We start from the raw sequence: 18,829 nt of genomic DNA, 5'->3' as shown, positions 1-18,829 counted from the left end.
GGCAGATGCCAAGCCCGGCAGCCTGTTTACATGAATCGTACAATCATATTATAAAGACCAGTTAGTCCATACGATGATGCGAAACGAATCACAAGCAATGCCACAATCGGCGAGATGTCAATCATGCCAATTGGCGGAATAATTTTACGGAATGGTTCTAAATACGGTTCGCAAATGTTTGTCAAGAAGCGGCCAATCGCTGTTTCTCTTGCAGATGGCACCCATGACATAAAGATGTAAATAATGATCGCGAATGAGTAAATCGTTAATACCGTACCCAAAATATTAAAAATGAAATTTAGAATAACTATGATTTACCACCTCTGAGGTTCTTCCTCTGTCAATAGCTCTGATATTGTGCCAGATACATCCACATTATCAGGAGTGCAGAGGAATATATTCGAGCCAATACGCTGAATGTCTCCACCGATTGCATAAACCGTTCCGCTTAAGAAGTCGATGATTCGCTTTGCTTGATCGTGCTGAATGCGCTGCAAATTGACGACGACTGCACGCCGATTTTTAATATGATCTGCAATCTCTTGAGCCTCTGCATAAACACGTGGCTCACTTAACACCACTTTAGAGGATTTTTGCACGCTTTGCAAGCTGACGACATTTTGTTTTCCTGCCTGAGGACGCTCTTGAAATGCCGCTTTATCTTTTGTGTTTTTTTCTTCTTGTGCTGGTTCTCTTTCTTCATCAATATATTCGTACTCATACTCTTCATCATCGAGTGTGAAGAAGCTTTTAAACTTATTTTTTATGCTCATGTCACGCACCTCCTGTTTCATTTCCAACAAGTGAAGAGCCAATCCGAACAAATGTCGCACCTTCTTCAATTGCAATTTCAAAATCGTTTGACATGCCCATCGATAAATGCTGACAAGGTGCATTTACTTGGTTCAGTTGTTTTACCTCTTGTTGAAGGCTTTTTAATGTTTTAAAACAGTTTCGTATCACCGTGTGATCATCTGTAAATGGAGCCATCGTCATGAGTCCAGCAATTTCAATATGTTTGAAATCAGCCAGCTGTTTGACAAATGGAATCACGTCTTCGCTTTGTAAGCCGTGTTTTGACTCCTCAAGTGAAGTGTTCACCTGTACAAAACAGCGAACCGTGTGATCCGCTCTTTTTTCAATTTCATTCGCAAGAGACATTCTGTCTAGCGAATGTAAGTAGTCAATGGTCTGAATGACAGATTTCACTTTTCGCGTCTGTAAACTGCCGATGAAGTGCCAGCTAATGTTTTCATCGGTTATGGCTGCCTGTTTTTCAAGTAACCCTTGGTCACGATTTTCACCAAAGTGCAAAATTCCGGCATCCTTGGCTTCTAATGCTCGTTCAATCGAGACATACTTTGTGACAGCGACAACCGATACATCGTCTGGATGTCTACCTGCTCTTTTACATGCTTCGTTTATTTGTTCATTTATTTGTCTGAGATTCTCTCGTACATTCAATTGCACTTATGCCTCCTTAAACCCGACAAAAGACATCATACGTCCTGTTTTCCCTTGATCACGCCGGTGTGAGAAGAAATGTTGCTCATTGCAACTTGTGCACATCGAACTGACATGTATGTTTTCTTCTTTTAATCCTGCATGAAGTAATACGTTTTTGTTTAGTGTTTTTAAGTCAATTTTGTATTGTCCTTGTGACATCTCGGAATACACATCCTCTGTTGAAAAAGGAAGCTGTTTCACTTGATCTATGACAACATCATCTACTATGTAGCAGCAGCTGCCAATGGATGGTCCAATGACGACTTGTATATGATCGGCATCAGCGCCTTCTTGGCGAACCCATGCATCAACCATGTTGGCGCCAATTTGTTTGACGGTTCCTTTCCAGCCGGCATGAGCCGTTCCAATCAGCCCAGATTGCGGCGCTAGAAAATAAAGCGGAACACAGTCAGCGAAACAAAGAGCGAGCATGATGTTTGGTTCAGAGGTGTATAAACCATCTGTTCTAGAGAGCGCTTCATCATACTGAAGACTTCCTCTTCCCTTTTGTTCCTTCGTGACTTTCATGATGCGATCCTCGTGTGTTTGGTCAGCAAACACCCAATTAGAGAGCGGCACAGCAGTAGCATCTGCAATGACTTGACGATTCATTTGGACACTAGAAGCATCATCTCCTACATGGAGTCCAGTGTTCATTGATTGATATGGATAAAGACTAAAGCCGCCATTTTTTGTCGTAAAACCGGCCAATATCTCTTTTCCAGAACATGTCATGTTCGTCCAATCATGAATCAGCATTGCATAAGGTGATTTCTGCTGAAAGGGGTCATATTTGTCTATCAAAGCTGCCTCCCACCTTTCATTCATCTCTCTTTATATCGCTCCTATTTTACCACAAGACCTGCTAAGACAGTTAGTGGGATTCATTAAATATTACACTCAAATGTGCCCTTTCTACAGGTTTTTTTTCAAATTGATATGAAAACGTAATCTTTTTACCCGAAAAAGACATTGATTGCTGAGAATGGAGAGCTTGTTTTAAGGAAAATTTGATCTATTAGTTGAGGAATTTACACAAATTAAGAAGACAAACGGACAAGTATCACATCTTCGCCAATTTTTACTATATTTCGCCACGGGACAATCATTTCCTCTTCTTTTCCGAAAAATCCCATCATTTTACCTGTACCGCCAATGATAATCGCTTGTATTTTACCGCTCGTGACATTGATATCGATGTCTCCAATAGTACCTAATTTTTTTCCGCTGGACACATCGACGACATCTTTGATTTGGAATTCAGAAATACTGATCATCTGTCCTTCCCCGCCTTTCGTTTTCTACTATAATATGTATGATGGAAAAGCAGGGAAGCAGACCAATAGTTTCTCTTATCTACAATTTACTTAAGTGAGGGCGGCCGTTTTGCCACATGACTTCGACTGGACATTCAAAAAAGGAAGAAAGCAAGTCACTTGTCATCATCTGCTTTGTCTCCCCTTTATGAAAAACAGTACCTTCTTTTAATAATAAGGTGTGCTGAAAAATCGGGAGAATCTCTTCTGCATGGTGGGTCGTATAGAGCAATGTGGGCGCATCTGGTTTTGATGCAATCAATGAGATCGTCTCTAGCACCTGTTCTCTTGCTAAAAAATCAAGACCCGTCACAGGTTCATCTAATATTAGGAGCTTCGGATCATTCATTAAAGCTCTTGCGATGAGCACTTTTTGTTTCTCTCCTTGCGACAGGGTTTCATACGTGCGATTGGCATATTGAAACGAGCCAAATGTTTTTAATAAATCAATCGCCTTCTCTCTTATCTCATCTGTCGGTGTTTCATAAAGTCCGATGGAAGCAAATGCCCCGCTCAAAACAATTTCAAATGCATTGTCATCTCTGTGCAGCTTCTTTTCAAGACCAGCAGAGATGAGACCAATTTTCTTCCTTAGTTTTTCACCAAGCGCTTCCTTGCCAAACACATGGCCTAACACCGTCATCTCACCTGACGTTGGAAAATAATATGAGCAAAGCATATTTAATAAAGCCGTTTTCCCAGCACCATTTAAACCATAAAGCACCCAGTGTTCCTGGTTTTTCACCTGCCAGTCAATAGAACGAAGCAGCCATTTTCCATTTCGTTTTAAAGAAACATCCTTCAAGTCAAGCGACACGATCTTTTCCCCCTGAATAAAAATTCTGAATATACAAATAATAACGTCTACAGCATATCGCAAATGTTTCAATCAGTAAACCTAACGCAAAAAAGCTGCTCCCTATAAGGAACAGCTTTTTTCCATGGTTACGAAATTTCAATTCGTACGCCTTCTTTAATATCAGGAAACGTATGTGGGGATGCAAAGACAGCTCCCGGTAATACATCATCAAACGGCTCTTGGAAGTAGATCGAAATATGGCCGAGTTCCTTAAAGTTGTCATTTGCTTTATTGCCTAAAGCAGTAATGGTATAAGTTTGGTCGCCCACTTGAATCGTTCCGCCTAATTTCAGCGGCTCTTCTTCTAAGTGTTCAAACTCATGAATGACAGACATATCTCTTAATTCCTGCGGCGCTGCTGGTCCAAATAAAACAATCAGCTTATCTTCTTTAAACTGCGGGACTAATATCCCAATTTCTTTTACGACAGATTGTGTTACCATGTATCTCGATTCCTCCTTTAATACGTTTAATACATACCGAAGCTAGCAACGTATGCGATCACAACAGATAGAACGCCTGTAATGAGACGGCTATACAAAACAGCTGGTACCCCATATTGTACCGTTTCCGGCTTCGCTTCACCAAGTGATAGCCCAACCGGGATAAAGTCACACCCTACTTGACCGTTGATTGCAAACAGTGCTGGAAGAGCAAATTGAGGCGGAATGTTTCCTAGTGCAATTTGACTACCAATCAGTACACCGATGACTTGTGCGATGACTGCCCCAGGTCCTAAGACAGGCGATAGGAACGGTAAGGTACAGACAACAACGAGCAGTAAGAGCCCCCATAAAGATCCTGCCAAAGGTGAAAGGAAATGGGCAATCAGATCACCGATTTTTGTATAATTGATAATTCCAATTAACATACTGACAAAGGCCATGAATGGAATAATGTTTTTAAGGAGCATATCAACAGAATCACGACCAGCTTGATAGAATGTGCCGGTTACTTTTCCGATTCCTCTTGAGAATCTCATGAGGAAATTCCCTTTTTCTTGACGCTCGATATTTTCCTCTTTCAGTTTTGAATAGGTTTCTTTGAAATTCTCTTTGTCAATTGGGCCGCTGCTTTCTTGACCTTCTACATTCCCTTCACTATCAGATGCTTCAGCAAAGGAAATATCTTTTTCTGTGACACCTGATACGAAGATATCCTCTGTAATGTGTTTTGCAAGCGGTCCAGAAGGAGAGGATGCCAGCACATCGACAGTAGGAATGCGTTTCATTGGATAAAGCCCAATTCGCGCTGTTCCTCCGCAGTCAATGACAACACACATCATTTCATCTTCTGGTATAGAATTTTTAAAGCCATCACATGCTTCTGTCCCTGTCATTTCTGCAATTTTACGTGCAACTGGGTGAATGCCTCCTCCTGTAATGGAAACGACCTTTCTTCTTTTACCGGTTGGTTCGAGCTCTAATCCTTTTCCCCATCCGCCAGCACCTTTTGCAACAAATACTTTGTGGTTTGTCATGTCTAACCCTCCCCTATTGTGAATTCGCTTTCATTTTTCCTGCTAAGTACTTTGTGATCCATTCCGTAATGATTCCGCGAAGTAAAATGACAACGATCCCGACTAAGAAGTAACGAACAGCCAGCTCTGACATAGAGTATCCAGCTTCTTTAATCCCGTTCGCAATTCCTAAGTAGACAAACAGTTCTCCTGCGTTGGCATACGGGAACAGCGATGTCACCGGATGAACAAATGAAACAGCTGAATCATAGAATGCTGGTTTTTGTTTTTCAGGTAAGAAGCGGCCAAACGTATAAGCCATTGGGTTTGTCAAAATAAGAACGGATAAGATCGGCATTAACGTATAGCGCAAAATGGTATATTTCGCTGCAAACTGAATCGCTCTATTCACTCGCTCTTCTCCAATAAACTTCATGACAGCATAAGTGAAAGTAAGTAACACAACAAGAGTTGGAACGATACCTGTCACAAGACCCATGAACTGCTTTCCGCCGGCTTCAAACATCCCGATAAAGTGCTCTCCAAACCATTGAATCCATTCCATGTTTCATCTCCCCTTTCTTAGTTCACATTTGTTATATTTTTTTTAGAAATCGAGACAAGCGCCTGCTCCGCTGCCATGGAGAGTGCTTGCATGACAGCTGGTCCCCTTTTGCGCTTTTTCAATGTTTGTTTCATCATGTGATGCTCATCAAGCACAGCCCCCACATGTTTTCCTTCATAGGAAGGCAGTTCCTTAAATTTAGACAAAATCGAGACGCCACCCAGCACATGACACTTTTGAATGATGTATGATTCATCGACAATGATGAGCGCAATGGCTCCAGGACCAAATTTGCGCCGCTCCATTCCTGAAAACAAGTGATAGCCTTGTTTCCCTTTATAGTCGTCAATCAGTGAATCCATGCTCTTGCGGTAGTACTTGATTTGAATAAACGATAAACCATACTGCACAATCAAAATGATACAAAGTACGATTGCTAATTTTTCCATAGCCTCACGTCCTTATGATTGAAATAAGTGATCTTGTAATGAACGCAGCTTCCAGACCGTTGTGCTTGCATCAAGTTCTACATCATCATGAGATAGGAATTGCCCCAATTTGATATCTTTTTTCGCTACCACTTTTCCGCTGATTAAGCCAATTGGGATGTGGCCGTTCGCTTTCATGTCTTGATGTGTTTCAAGTACACCTCTTACGGAGTATCCGCCAATACCATCAAGTGTTTCTCCTGCTTTAATATCTCTTTTCGCCACAGCGACAGTTTCTGATACTGGTACACCAATTGGATGGATTGAAGAATCGTGTTGTAAGACTGCTTTTGCGATCGTCACTGGTGTTTCAAGACTTGCTAAGTGGAAAGGACGATACAGTGTGTAGTGAGGACCTTTTCCAACTTTTAAGTAGCGAAGTTCTTCATCTACTGGCTCAAGATCACTCTTGACGATGACAAAGACACCTGGTGCCAGTCCGTTTACATATTCAACGACTCCGAAGTTATCCAGTACGCCGCCTTGCTGTTTTTGATTTAATTTATCTGCTACATTTTCTAAATTCGCTTCTACTCCATGCATGCCGACTTTATCAGGCAAAAGTCCTGTTGCATTACTTAATAGGTTCATTTCTGCCATCGTTTTTGTTCCGTCTTGGAATGCTGCTAGCATGTGGGCACTCATATGTTTACTATCTGCTTCAGCTTTACACGTATCTGGGTTTGCTTCTGGGAAGAATGGGTTGTTCTTACCTTTCCCAGCAACCAATACTTCAAGCCCCATTGTTTTTGCAAATTCGTATAGTTCTAGCGTTGCTGCTGGTTCATCTCCAGCTGATCCAGAGTAAACAAGTCCTGCATTCGTGAATAACTTATGCATGACCAAGCCGATCGTAATATCGACTTCTACATTTAAAAGAACGAGATGTTTTTTTGAATTAAGCGCTTCCAAAGAAATGTTTGCTCCGACCTCTGGAACACCTGTTGCATCCACAACGACTTCCACAGAATCTGATTGAATCACTTCTCTGTAATCATTTGTGACGACCATTTGATGTGGTTTCGCATGTTGCTTGTAAAAATTCGCTGCTTTCTCAGCTGCACTAAGATGAATATCACAAACACCTGCAACAATCATGCCTGGAATTTTAGAAATTTGTGAAATGAGTCCAAACCCCATTTGGCCTGCCCCGATAATCCCAACTTTGATTGGATCTCCGCTGCGTTCTCGTGCTAACAATTGTTGATAAATTGACATCTAAATCATCCTTTCAGGTTTTCTTGCTTCACAATAGATTGCTAGAAAAATAATCTGAAACTTTTAACAAATGTTATAAAAATTAACAAAAATCTGTTTACTGTAACATTTGTTATTTTATTTATCATTTGTTATGAACTTAGTTTATATGATGTGTCAACTTTGTGTCAAGATAAAATCGATAAAATTCTCAATCTTTTTGAGTCTAAAGACTCAAAAAAACTACCTAATCGGCTTAGGTAGTTACTTTAATAGGGCATCTCCGGTTTGTTCATCTGTAATTAACACATGAATTAATCCACCTTCTAACGCTGCCCTGATCGCTTCAATTTTCTCTTCTCCTCCAGCGACACCAATCACAAGAGGGATCTCTTTCAGTTTTAGAGGACTGATCCCCATCACCCGGTCGTTCCACGGATGCGGATACACTTCACCTTTATGATCAATAAAGTTATAACAAATGTCGCCCGCAACATCTTTCGCTTGCAGGATATCTTCCTCACCACTTGTCATATAGGATTTCACCATCGTTGAATGTTGCGGAACCCCGCCTATTCCTACGACCGCGATATTTGATGATTCTCCTAATTCAATGACTTTTTTGATCGACGGCTGTCTAATGAGTACATCTTTCGCTTCTTTCGTATCAAGCATAACAGGCACATGTAAAAACTCACATTTGGATTTGAGTGCTTCTGAGCATCTTCCAATAATATAGTTGGCATGAATATCAACATCTTCATTTCCGACGCCTCCGACAAGCGGAACAAATGTCACAGATGGAAAATGCTGAACAGACGTAAGCGCTTTCGCCATTTCATGCAAGGTTGTCCCTGATGAAAAACCGATGACTTGTCCATCCTTCATGACTTTTAATAAAAAGCCCGCAGCCGCAGCTCCTATTCGACTTTTTGTTGTTTCTTGACTGAGAGATTCCACACACACGACTTCTCGCAGCCCGTATTTCCGCTCTATTTTTCTTTCTAACGAACCATATTGTTGATTTACTTCATCATGAATAATGATTTCCACGATTCCTGCTTCACGTGCTTTTGCCAAATATTTCGATATGAGCGAACGGCTAACCCCAACAGCTTCTGCAATTTTAGATTGAGTGGCGCCTTCTTCATAGTACATATGCGCAACCTTAATGAGCAGCCTTCTTTCATCATGGAATGTCATAATAACCCTTCTTTCCGCTTCTCTATTCCCTCACAAATGATATTTTAAATAACATTTGTTAAAAACAGATTAAATGAAAAAAATAACAGAGTCAATACTACAGATGGGTTCTCTAAAAAGAATGAAAAAAGCCGCACATTAGCGGCGGCTTTAAAAAATATTTTTATTCATTTGTTTGATTGCTGCTTTTTCAAGCCTTGATACTTGTGCTTGAGAAATGCCGATTTCTTCTGCCACTTCCATTTGTGTTTTGCCTTGGAAGAAGCGTTTACGAAGAATCATTTTTTCTCGATCATTCAATCTGCGCATTCCCTCTTTTAAGGCCAATTCTTCTACCCATTGTGTATCTTTGTTCCGTTCATCACTAATTTGATCCATCACATAAATCGGATCTCCTCCGTCATTATAAATCGGTTCAAACAAAGAAACAGGATCTTGAATGGCATCTAGGGCAAAAACAATTTCCTCATGAGGGACTTCTAACACTTTGGCAATGTCTTCTGCCGTTGGTTCCTTGCTTGTCTCACTAATCAGTCTCTCACGGACTTGAAGCGCCTTATAGGCAATATCTCTTAGTGAACGAGACACCCGGATAGGGTTGTTATCGCGCAAGTATCGACGGATTTCTCCTATGATCATAGGGACCGCATAAGTTGAAAATCTGACATTGTGGCTTAAATCAAAATTATCAATTGATTTCATTAATCCGATACAGCCTACTTGGAAGAGATCATCAACATACTCGCCTCTGTTGTTAAAACGCTGAATCACACTTAAAACCAACCGCAAATTGCCATTGACTAGCTTTTCTCTTGCTGTATCGTCACCTTCATCTTGCAGCTGTCTGAATAATTTTCTCATCTCGTCGTTTTTCAGAACAGGCAGTTTGGAGGTGTCGACTCCGCAGATTTCCACTTTATTTCTGGACACTTTTTTCCCTCCCTACAGGAGCTGTTGTACAAAGTTCAGTATCTCCGTGGGATGGAAAAATATGCACGGTCTATGACGAGAAATATGTGAAAAAATGGTGATCCCTTTGACAGTACAGGGATAAAGCTTTCAAAAAAATTTTTTTAGACCATCTTATTAAATTCTTTTTGCAATCGTTTAATAATTCTTTTTTCGAGCCTTGAAATATAGGACTGAGAAATACCAAGCATGTCGGCAACATCTTTTTGTGTCTTTTCTTCACCGCCAACTAAACCGAATCTCAGTTCCATGATCTGTTTTTCACGATCGTTTAATTGTTCTAACGCTTTTTTCAGTAATTTTTTATCGACATTTGCTTCAATATCGCGGGTGATAATATCATCATCTGTCCCAAGTACATCTGATAAAAGCAATTCATTGCCGTCCCAGTCAATGTTAAGCGGCTCATCAAACGATACTTCTGAACGGATTTTATTATTTCGGCGCAAATACATCAAAATCTCATTTTCAATACATCTAGACGCATATGTGGCCAGTTTGATCTTTTTTTCTGGATTAAACGTATTTACTGCCTTTATGAGGCCTATCGTTCCGATACTAATCAAATCCTCAATATTAATGCCTGTGTTTTCAAATTTTCTTGCGATATAAACGACCAATCGCAAGTTTCTTTCGATCAAAATGGCTCTTGCTGTTTGATCCCCTTTAGGTAATTTAACGAGCAATTCTTGTTCTTCATCCTTTGATAATGGCGGAGGCAGTGCCTCACTTCCACCAATATAATAAATCTCATCACTCTTTAGCCCTAGCTTCATGAGGAGTTTATACCAGTAGTAAGTGAGTTTAAATTTTAATTTTTTCATCTTCTTCTCCCTTCTAAATGTCCAGTTGACTTCGTAAGATAAAAGACATCACAAAAAAACTACGACACCCCTTGTATCATTTTTCCGTCTAACATCTCTGGATGAATGATGGATTGAAATTCCTGATCTGCTGATAATCCGCTTAGACTCATCCCAACAAAACACTTCGCTGGCTGGATCATATGCGTTTTTGTATAAAGGACGACCGTATCTGGTTTAAAGCATAGTAGAAACCCGTGATCATGACCGACTGCGCGATACGGAACGAGTCTTAAACGATCAAGCAGCGGAAAATGGTCATCGAGCTTTTGCATCACTTCAACAGGATGAAACTGTTTCATTTTTTCTATAAATGGCTCTCCAAAAATAGATGTGAGCTGATCGAGCTGGACGATCATGACAGGTGTTTTCGTCAATGGATCATACAGCTGATTTCCAGAATCGACCAGCCCATTTAAGCGGATTGTTTCTCCTTGAATGTGTATCTCCACAAGTACTTGTTCGTCATATTGTCTTTTTTTCGCACCAACCTCTCCTAATCGTTTCTTTGAAAACAGCCAAATGGCCGGAAAGCCAGTGAGAACAAAAAGCCAGCTAATGGGATCACCAAATCCATCATTTTGTGAAATAAGCAGTCCATCTTGAATGACTGTATTTGTCTGCAAAAACGAATGAACCCCGATCATGCCCCCTCCCATCAAAAATGTGACAAAGTAAAAAGCAAACAGGTTTTGAAAAAAGGAACGAAATCTTTGAAAGCCAAAGGTTCCATGCACGATCAAGACAGAAAAAAGCAGTTTACCTAAAGGATGCGACACAATCATTGCAAATGGCGTAAAGAGCAAGAGAACAATGCTCGATCCAATGAGAGCTCCTAACATATATCGCCTTTTTTTCACTTGTCGTTTGAGAATAAATGCCGTGAGTAAGAGCAGCAATAGATCAAAACAAAAGTTTAACAGCCAAATGACATCTAAATAAATGACCACCTTCTGCTCCTTTCATCTGAAACAAAGAATCAAAAGCAGTACTTGCACTTGTTTGTACCAGTATAAAACAGTCATCGGATGGAAGTCTGTCAATTCTTGTAGGGGATGATAGAGAACTTTTGGTGGATTGTTATCGTTTTTGTCGACGTATGAGACAGAAAGAACATCCGAATGATTTGTTGGACAAGTGTCTCCTCTACCCATTGCACAAAAAAAGACACGCTCCGAAGAGTCGTGTCTTTTTCGCTGTCATTCTTTCTCATTGATGGTGAGTGTTCCTTCTGCCTTCTGTCTTGTGACATTTCCATAATCATCTTTGACAATGACTTCAATCACCGCACCTTTTGCTTTTGCAATAGATGTTGCCGTCCAGTAGCCTTCATACTTTCCCGGTGCTACTTCACGAATCGGCAGTTCGGTTGTGTTTTGAAGTTTTGATCTAGCATTTGTTAGCGGCATATGAAGAACAAAGGTGGCATCTAGCTTTTCCCTGCTTTTAAATGAAATCTTAACCGATTCACCTGATGATAGATTCATATTGTCTTTTGGCGTTAATTCAGAAATGACAGGTGCATCATATTGTACATCGATGTCGACCTTTTTAGTCGTTTTGTTTCCAGCCGCATCTTTTGCTGTCACTTTGATTGTATTTTTCCCGTTCTCAAGCAGCACCCTTGCAGAATATGCCCCATCCTTTACGGTCGCTTTTTTTCCATTGACTGTGACTTGATCTAGATAATCATCCGCTACTTTCCCTTCCACCGTGAGTGATTCTCTATTAGACTTGTCGCCTTTTTTCGGTGTATCAATGGTCAATGTCGGTGCTGTTTGATCGATGATCACCTTGACTGGCTTGGAATGTTTTGTTGAGCCTTTATCCGTTACAGTCGCCGCCGTGAAGACATGCTCTCCACTTGGAACAGATACATTTTCTTTGAAAGTACCCGACTCATCTGATTTGACGTTGGCCACCTCTTCATCATTCTGATAAATGGCCACATCGAGACCCGGAGAGGCTGTGCCTTCAATCGTCAATTCACCTTGATTTGTAATGGTTCCTTCCTTTGGAGAAGTGATTTCTGGTACATCTGCTTCATAGTTTACGAGCGCACGAATCATATAATTCCCCTCTTCTTTCGGAGAAGGAGAAAAAGCACCGCTCGTCAGCTGCCAGCTTCTTTCAGCATTAGGGCCATCTTCATCTGTGGCAAGTCCCGGCGATTCGGTATTCTTTTTCGTTTGAATATAAACAAGGTAGAAATCTCCATCCACTGTAATGGCTTGATCTTCTAAATCTACTTTTGTCCATTCACCATTACGCAGTGCATTTGCTTTTAAAGGTCCTGCGATTTTCTCACCTGGTGCGCCACCCTTCCCAGAAGCATCATATACTTCAACAGCAAATTCATCGCCTCCAGGAGCTGGCCATTCTGATGTCCAAAACCGGAAAAGACCACCTGTGACTTGTGCTTGTTTCTTTCCTTTTTCTAATGAAAACTTCACAGCCCAGCCATTGCCAGGATCGTAGAAAGCCCGTGCATTTTCAGCCGTTCCATCATCGTAGCCAATCTCCCCCGGAAAACCGATAAAAGGCTCAAGTTTCACTGACTTTTCAAGTGGCTTTGCCGTCACATCCGCTGTAAACGTATAGCCTTTAAACCCCTTTGCAAAAATTTTGACTGTATAGACACCGCTTAATGCCTCTAGAGAAAATTCACCGGATTCATCTGTTTTCACCGGCTCAATTTTTGCGTCCTCCACAAGATAAACAGTTGCATTCTTCACCTTTTCACCAGTTGTTTCATTGACGACCGTGCCGGAGATCGTTCGTTTCTCTAGCGGCTGTAAGGAGAAATTCGCTTCTGCTGTTTCTTTTGATGCCACTTTGACTTTTTGGGACCGTGATTCAAAGCCGTAAGCTTCCGCTTTCACTGTCCATTCTCCTGCTCCTTGAGACAGCTGATATTTCCCTGTCGCTTCATCGGTGGAAGTTGATTTTCCGCTTTCTAGAACACTGATTTGCGCTTTCATTGGAAGAGCTTGAATAGATGGAGCATCATGACTGTTTTGCTTTTGAATGTGTACATGTTTATTTTTTACTTTAGCAGGCTTTGCCTTTTTTGGATCAACTGATTTCTTATTCTGGCTTGTGGATTTTTCTTTTTTGATCACACCTAGCTGGTTCTTAGCTTGTTGAGACAAAGCCTCATCTGTGATTTTCACATCATCTAAATAAAAGCCATCTTTTGTGACACTGCCATCTGTTCTTATCTGAAACAGGACTCTCACTTTTTGCCCTTTATAAGCAGATAAATCAACTTCGCCTGCTGTCCACGCATTTGTTTTCCCCGTATAAGCTGTCACTTGAACGGCGTCTTCACCCTCTGGCTGTACATAGACATGCACATAATCATAATTGGCTTCGAGATCATGCCAGTATTGATATTGCAGGTAGGAAGAAGCTGAATCTGATACAGCAATGAGCGGCATAGACAAATTGGCGTCCGTTTTATTTTCATAAGGACTGTCTAAATTGGTGGCATAGACATGTTCCCCGCTAAATGCTTGTTTTGGACCTGTGGACGGTTTTCCCCACTGCCACGGATCTTTGGTTCCACCACTGAACCATCCACTTGGCCATGCTTCAAAATCTTGTGAGTAGCCAGTGGTGATGGATGTTTTAATTGGAAGTGTATAAGAATCTGATGCCGCTTCATTTTCTCCAAAATCTTTCACAATCCATCGGTACGTCACGTTTTCCCCCTCAAGTTCAGGGAGCTGTACCGTATAGGTTCCTTTTAAATGATTTCCATCCGTGCGGTTGGCTTGCAACGTCTCCCATTCACCTTGATCTACTCGGTAAGTCAAAGAAACATTTGCCACTGCTATCTCATCTTCTGCAGTGATGGTCAATGGGGTTGGCGTTGCAGCAAAAATTTCATTCGGACCTTTATGTGAAAAAACAGGTGGTTCTGTATCTTCTCCCTCTTTTGTCACCTGGCCTTCAATCGTACCGATTCCATTGGTTAAGGCCGTAATCGCCTCTCTTGCATCAACTAACCCTGCCCCATAGCCGTTGTTAGGGGATTCAGGAAATTGCTGATCTGTCAGTGGTTTCGCTGTCTCAATGAGAATTTGCTGAATTTCATCAACAGAAAGGTCTGATTGCACTTGGCGAAGAAGAAGAACAACAGCTGAGACATGCGGACCTGCCATCGATGTACCATTCCACCCATCCTCATATCCTTTTCCCGGGATCGAAGAACGAATGTTTACTCCCGGAGCAGCAATATCTGGTTTCATTACGCCATATGGAGAAGGACCCTGAAGGGAGAAAGACCCTAACTTGTTGTCATGATCTGTTGCGCCTGTAGCAAAGGCTTCTTGATAGTTAGCGGGATTTGCAATCGAACCCGCGCCACCTGGATTGAATAAATCGGTATTACCGGCTGAAAATTCTGGAAAGATGTCTGCTGCTCTCCAAGCATTCACTACATCTTTATACCAATCATCAAGACCTGGGCCACCGCCCCACGAATTATTCACAACATCAGGTGCCTTTTCTGGGTGAGGATTTCCGTTTTGATCTTTCGGTGCTAAAACCCACTCACCGGCATCTAACAGATCAGCATCTGTACCGCCATCTTCTGAAAAAGCTTTCACTGCAATCCATTCTGCTCCCGGTGCGACCCCAATTTGATTCTTTCCATCTGGCTCAGAACCAACCATTGTGCCTGTCACATGGGTCCCGTGCTCCAAGTCATCATAAGGGACTTCAGAGCCTGTCGTGGCATCATACCAATTCAGTTCATGAGATGGTTCGTTCGGACGAGCAGGATCAAACCCGCGGTATTTTTCTTTTAGCGCAGGATGATCCCATTCGACACCTGTATCAATACTTGCCACAACGGTTCCGGTCCCGTCATAGCCTAAATCCCACGCTTCTGGTGCATGCACCTGAGCAATATTCCATTCGACCCCATCTACTGCTTTGATTTGTTTGTTTGGCTTAGCATGCTTCAAATCAACAGGACGATGAAGTTGACGTGTTTCATTCGGCAGCACTTGAGCTACTTCTGGAAAAGAAGCAATCTTTTCCATCACTTCTTTTGTTGCCGTCACAGCTAGACCATTCACAATATAGTAGGAATGAATATCTTTCACTTGCTTATTCTTTTTTTCCTTTTGTAAATACGCTAGGAGCGCTTGCTGCGTTTCATCAGATGTTGCTCTCAGCTCAGATACAACGGATGATCTTTTTGTGTACTGCGTTTTAGCCGCAGTTAATTTTTGTTTTTTTGCTTTTGATACAGCTTCTTTTGCTACTTTTTGTACATTCGTTTGTTCCTTCATTTTGACTAAGAAGGTCACCTTATCTTCCTTTTGAAACTGCTTCTTTAATCTCGAAGAAATCTTGGCTTTTGTTGTCTTAGAGGAAACGGCTTCCTCCTGATATGAGGTAGAAGTCGATTTTGCTTGAACCATCCCAAAGCTTGTCATCGTTAAAGTACCAATCACCAAAAGACTCATGAAACGATAGACGGCGGTTTTGCGAAACTTCACTTTCAATAAAATCCCTCCTCCTCAAATGGTCAAACAGTGTGTATCCTGCCCCTCCCCCTTCTTTTTGATCATGACAAGTTTCATGGTGTTCTCATTAATGTAGTCAAATAAAGTTCAACATTTTGTCGTTTTTTGTAAAGGGAATTAAAAATGATTCTTTTGACTTAAAAGACTCAAACCAAAACACATACGATAGTTCCAAATAACACGTCGGAAACAAGACTTTTATATCAATCAGGCTCAGGATCTTCTCACCATGCAGACATAAAAAAACCCCTTCCAAAGGAAGGGGATGAATCGTGCCTGCTTATCGTTTGTTGCGGTTACGTAAGAACGTTGGGATATCCAATGTATCATCACTTGACTGTGTATTTTGTCTTGGTTGTGATGATGTTTGCTGATGTTCCTCACGTTTTACTTCACGCTTTTGTGGAATGGATTGATTTTGCTTTAATCCTTGTCCTAATGGATTTCTTTGAGGTTTTGTCACTTCCGGCTCTTGCTCAATAAAACCGGTTGCGATGACTGTGACCACAATTTCATCCTTCAAGTTATCATTAATGACAGATCCAAAGATCATGTTGACATCTTCATCAGAGGCTGATGCAACAATATCCGCTGCTTCTTGTACCTCATAAAGACTAAGGTTCGTACCACCAGTAATATTCATGATAACACCTTGTGCTCCATCAATCGCTGTTTCAAGAAGTGGTGAAGAAATGGCTTTTTTCGCTGCTTCAGCAGCACGGTTTTCGCCTGTTGCGACACCAATTCCCATAAGAGCTGAACCTTTGTTAGACATGATCGTTTTCACGTCAGCAAAGTCAAGGTTAATTAAACCTGGTGTTGCAATGAGATCTGAGATCCCTTGAACACCTTGTCTTAACACGTTATCTGCTGCACGGAATGCTTCAAGCATTGGCGTGTTTTTATCGACAATTTCAAGCAGGCGATCGTTTGGAATCACGATTAACGTATCAACTGCTTCTTTCATAGAAGCAATCCCTTCAACTGCTTGAAGCTGACGCTTTCTTCCTTCAAATGTGAAAGGACGAGTCACAACTCCAACTGTCAAGGCTCCAGAATCTTTTGCGATTTTCGCAATGACAGGTGCAGCACCCGTACCAGTTCCACCGCCCATACCGGCTGTCACAAAGACCATGTCAGCGCCTTTTAGGACTTCTTCAATTTGTTCTTTGCTTTCTTCAGCAGCTTTTTTACCGACTTCAGGATTCGCACCTGCTCCAAGCCCTCTTGTCAGCTTAGCACCGATTTGCATTTTTGTTTCTGCTTTTGATAAGTTTAACGCCTGTGCATCTGTATTCACTGCAATAAAATCGACACCCTGTACGTCATTTTCAATCATTCGGTTGACAGCGTTATTTCCGCCGCCACCTACACCGATTACTTTAATTGATGCTAGGCCGTCTATATTTGTTTCAAACTCCAACATGCTGAATCCTCCTAATCCGTCGAAAATCTAGTTCTATTCCCAGAACATATTAAATAGTTTTTTCATTTTGCCCGGTTTTTTATTTGTCTCTTGTTGCGCTTTTTGTTTCACTTTCGGTCTTGGCTGAGCTTCTTTTACTTGTGGTGTAGAAGAAACCGGCTCCATGGACGCGCCTACTTCATGAAATGCTTCATCCGGCATTTGGAATCCAACCTGTCTGCCCTGAATCTTTGCATTGCGATAAGCAAAATGGATCAGGCCCACTCCTGTCATATATTGAGGTTCCCTGACCCCAATATAATTAGGACTTGCGATTCTTACATTGTTTTGTAAGACCGTTTGTGCCAGAGAAAGGATACCTGGTATAGCTGCCTGTCCACCTGTTAGAACAAATCCGCCAGGCAAATCATGGACACCCATATTGCGTAATTCCTCTGCCACAAAAAGCAGAATCTCTTCCAATCGTGCTTCAATGATATTGGCTGCTTCAAGTTGTGTATACGTCTGTTTTTGGTCCGTACCGATGACGGAAACTTCAAATGTCTCCTCAGACGATGCCTCATCATAGAATGCATGCCCAAATTGCTTTTTGATTCGTTCAGCTTCTTCAGTGGAAGTTCTAAGTCCTATAGACAAATCTTTTGTAATGTTCTCTCCGCCCAATGGGATACTGTGAGTAGAATAGAGATGCCCGTTTTCAAATACGGATATCGTAGTAGAGCCGCCGCCAATATCGACAAGAGCTACCCCTAGATTTTTTTCATCTTTCGATAACGCTGCTGAACCCGATGCGAGTGGCTGCAAGCAAATATCCATAATTTCAATACCAGCCCGCTCTACACATCGGAGCCAGTTATGTAGAATCGTTTTAGAACCTGTGATTAACGATCCATCCACTTCTAGCCGTACACCTAGCATTTTTTTCGGATCTGTGATCTCATCTCTTCCGTCGACGATAAATTGTCTCGGAATTACGTCTACTACGAGATGTTCTTGCGGAATAGATACTACCTGTGCAGCATCCAAGACACGTCTCACATCTTCAGCATGTATTTCTTTATTTTCACTAGACACTGCGACAACGCCGCTCGTATTTTGAATATGAATGTGGTTTCCGTTAATTCCGACTATCGCCTTTTGTAAAGGAAAACCTACCATTCTCTCAGCCTGTTCAAATGCTTGTCTAATAGAATGAACTGTTTCATCTATATCAACAATCGATCCTTTTTTTAACCCCTCTGAAGGGACATTTCCAACACCTATAATGTTAAGCGAATCATCCGCCATTTCTCCGACGATGACTTTTATATTGGATGTACCGATGTCAAGGCTGACGTAAATTTCATTGTTGTTCATTCTATGGCACCTCCTCACATATCAATACTTTCTATTCTATTATTTGCTGAACAACAATACAATGAATGTGTTTTTACAAGTG

At 41.4% G+C, this 18,829-nt stretch carries 18 protein-coding genes; all 18 read right to left on the bottom strand.

Annotation, left to right across the window (positions count from 1 at the left end; translation table 11 throughout):
• Positions 1–26: 26 nt before the first annotated feature.
• On the bottom strand, positions 27–311 hold the full coding sequence (locus tag NSQ52_RS07585) for a YggT family protein (RefSeq protein WP_255290858.1): 285 nt from the start codon (positions 309–311) through the stop codon (positions 27–29).
• Between the two features lie 3 nt (positions 312–314).
• A complete protein-coding gene (gene sepF / locus NSQ52_RS07580) occupies positions 315–773 on the bottom strand; it encodes a cell division protein SepF (protein WP_017359354.1) in 459 nt (152 codons plus the stop codon).
• 1 nt (position 774) lies between these two features.
• Positions 775–1,464: a YggS family pyridoxal phosphate-dependent enzyme gene (locus NSQ52_RS07575; protein WP_026050091.1), complete on the bottom strand. Its 690-nt coding sequence runs from the start codon at positions 1,462–1,464 to the stop codon at positions 775–777.
• Between the two features lie 6 nt (positions 1,465–1,470).
• The gene (gene pgeF / locus NSQ52_RS07570; protein WP_342474035.1) at positions 1,471–2,334 is read right to left on the bottom strand and encodes a peptidoglycan editing factor PgeF; all 864 of its coding nucleotides are present in this window, start codon (positions 2,332–2,334) and stop codon (positions 1,471–1,473) included.
• Between the two features lie 212 nt (positions 2,335–2,546).
• Entirely contained in the window at positions 2,547–2,783 is a 237-nt protein-coding gene (locus tag NSQ52_RS07565) for a YlmC/YmxH family sporulation protein (RefSeq protein ID WP_008344958.1), read from the bottom strand.
• A gap of 79 nt (positions 2,784–2,862) precedes the next feature.
• Positions 2,863–3,639: an ABC transporter ATP-binding protein gene (locus NSQ52_RS07560; RefSeq protein WP_019743283.1), complete on the bottom strand. Its 777-nt coding sequence runs from the start codon at positions 3,637–3,639 to the stop codon at positions 2,863–2,865.
• A gap of 128 nt (positions 3,640–3,767) precedes the next feature.
• Complete coding sequence (locus tag NSQ52_RS07555; RefSeq protein WP_007499733.1) at positions 3,768–4,124, bottom strand: PTS glucitol/sorbitol transporter subunit IIA; 357 nt, start codon at positions 4,122–4,124, stop codon at positions 3,768–3,770.
• 26 nt (positions 4,125–4,150) lie between these two features.
• The gene (locus tag NSQ52_RS07550; RefSeq protein WP_024720315.1) at positions 4,151–5,161 is read right to left on the bottom strand and encodes a PTS glucitol/sorbitol transporter subunit IIB; all 1,011 of its coding nucleotides are present in this window, start codon (positions 5,159–5,161) and stop codon (positions 4,151–4,153) included.
• 13 nt (positions 5,162–5,174) lie between these two features.
• Positions 5,175–5,705 carry a PTS glucitol/sorbitol transporter subunit IIC gene (locus NSQ52_RS07545; protein ID WP_003210918.1) on the bottom strand — a complete coding sequence of 177 codons (531 nt, stop codon included), beginning with the start codon at positions 5,703–5,705 and terminating at the stop codon, positions 5,175–5,177.
• Between the two features lie 17 nt (positions 5,706–5,722).
• Positions 5,723–6,154, bottom strand: coding sequence for a transcriptional regulator GutM (locus NSQ52_RS07540; RefSeq protein ID WP_008354650.1), 432 nt, complete (start codon positions 6,152–6,154; stop codon positions 5,723–5,725).
• Positions 6,155–6,166: 12 nt separating this feature from the next.
• Positions 6,167–7,411: an SAF domain-containing protein gene (locus tag NSQ52_RS07535; RefSeq protein ID WP_007499740.1), complete on the bottom strand. Its 1,245-nt coding sequence runs from the start codon at positions 7,409–7,411 to the stop codon at positions 6,167–6,169.
• 243 nt (positions 7,412–7,654) lie between these two features.
• Entirely contained in the window at positions 7,655–8,593 is a 939-nt protein-coding gene (locus NSQ52_RS07530; RefSeq protein WP_024720314.1) for a sugar-binding transcriptional regulator, read from the bottom strand.
• A 150-nt stretch (positions 8,594–8,743) separates the two neighbouring features.
• The gene (gene sigG, locus NSQ52_RS07525) at positions 8,744–9,523 is read right to left on the bottom strand and encodes an RNA polymerase sporulation sigma factor SigG (protein ID WP_003211879.1); all 780 of its coding nucleotides are present in this window, start codon (positions 9,521–9,523) and stop codon (positions 8,744–8,746) included.
• A 143-nt stretch (positions 9,524–9,666) separates the two neighbouring features.
• Positions 9,667–10,386, bottom strand: a complete 720-nt coding sequence (gene sigE / locus NSQ52_RS07520) for an RNA polymerase sporulation sigma factor SigE (protein ID WP_007499746.1) — start codon at positions 10,384–10,386, stop codon at positions 9,667–9,669.
• Positions 10,387–10,445: 59 nt separating this feature from the next.
• Positions 10,446–11,375 (bottom strand): sigma-E processing peptidase SpoIIGA, encoded by a 930-nt coding sequence (gene spoIIGA / locus NSQ52_RS07515; RefSeq protein ID WP_342474034.1) that lies wholly within the window; start codon positions 11,373–11,375, stop codon positions 10,446–10,448.
• A 249-nt stretch (positions 11,376–11,624) separates the two neighbouring features.
• The gene (locus tag NSQ52_RS07510; protein ID WP_342474107.1) at positions 11,625–15,938 is read right to left on the bottom strand and encodes a S8 family serine peptidase; all 4,314 of its coding nucleotides are present in this window, start codon (positions 15,936–15,938) and stop codon (positions 11,625–11,627) included.
• A 307-nt stretch (positions 15,939–16,245) separates the two neighbouring features.
• Positions 16,246–17,391, bottom strand: a complete 1,146-nt coding sequence (ftsZ, locus tag NSQ52_RS07505; RefSeq protein ID WP_007499752.1) for a cell division protein FtsZ — start codon at positions 17,389–17,391, stop codon at positions 16,246–16,248.
• Between the two features lie 33 nt (positions 17,392–17,424).
• Positions 17,425–18,747: a cell division protein FtsA gene (gene ftsA / locus NSQ52_RS07500; protein ID WP_007499754.1), complete on the bottom strand. Its 1,323-nt coding sequence runs from the start codon at positions 18,745–18,747 to the stop codon at positions 17,425–17,427.
• Between the last annotated feature and the right edge of the window lie 82 nt (positions 18,748–18,829).

It is taken from the genome of Bacillus sp. FSL W8-1141, assembly GCF_038593205.1.
GTDB classification, from domain to species: Bacteria; Bacillota; Bacilli; order Bacillales; family Bacillaceae; genus Bacillus; species Bacillus altitudinis.
The sequence above is the reverse complement of the archived record's forward strand: the minus strand, read 5'-3'. Positions and strand labels throughout refer to the sequence as shown.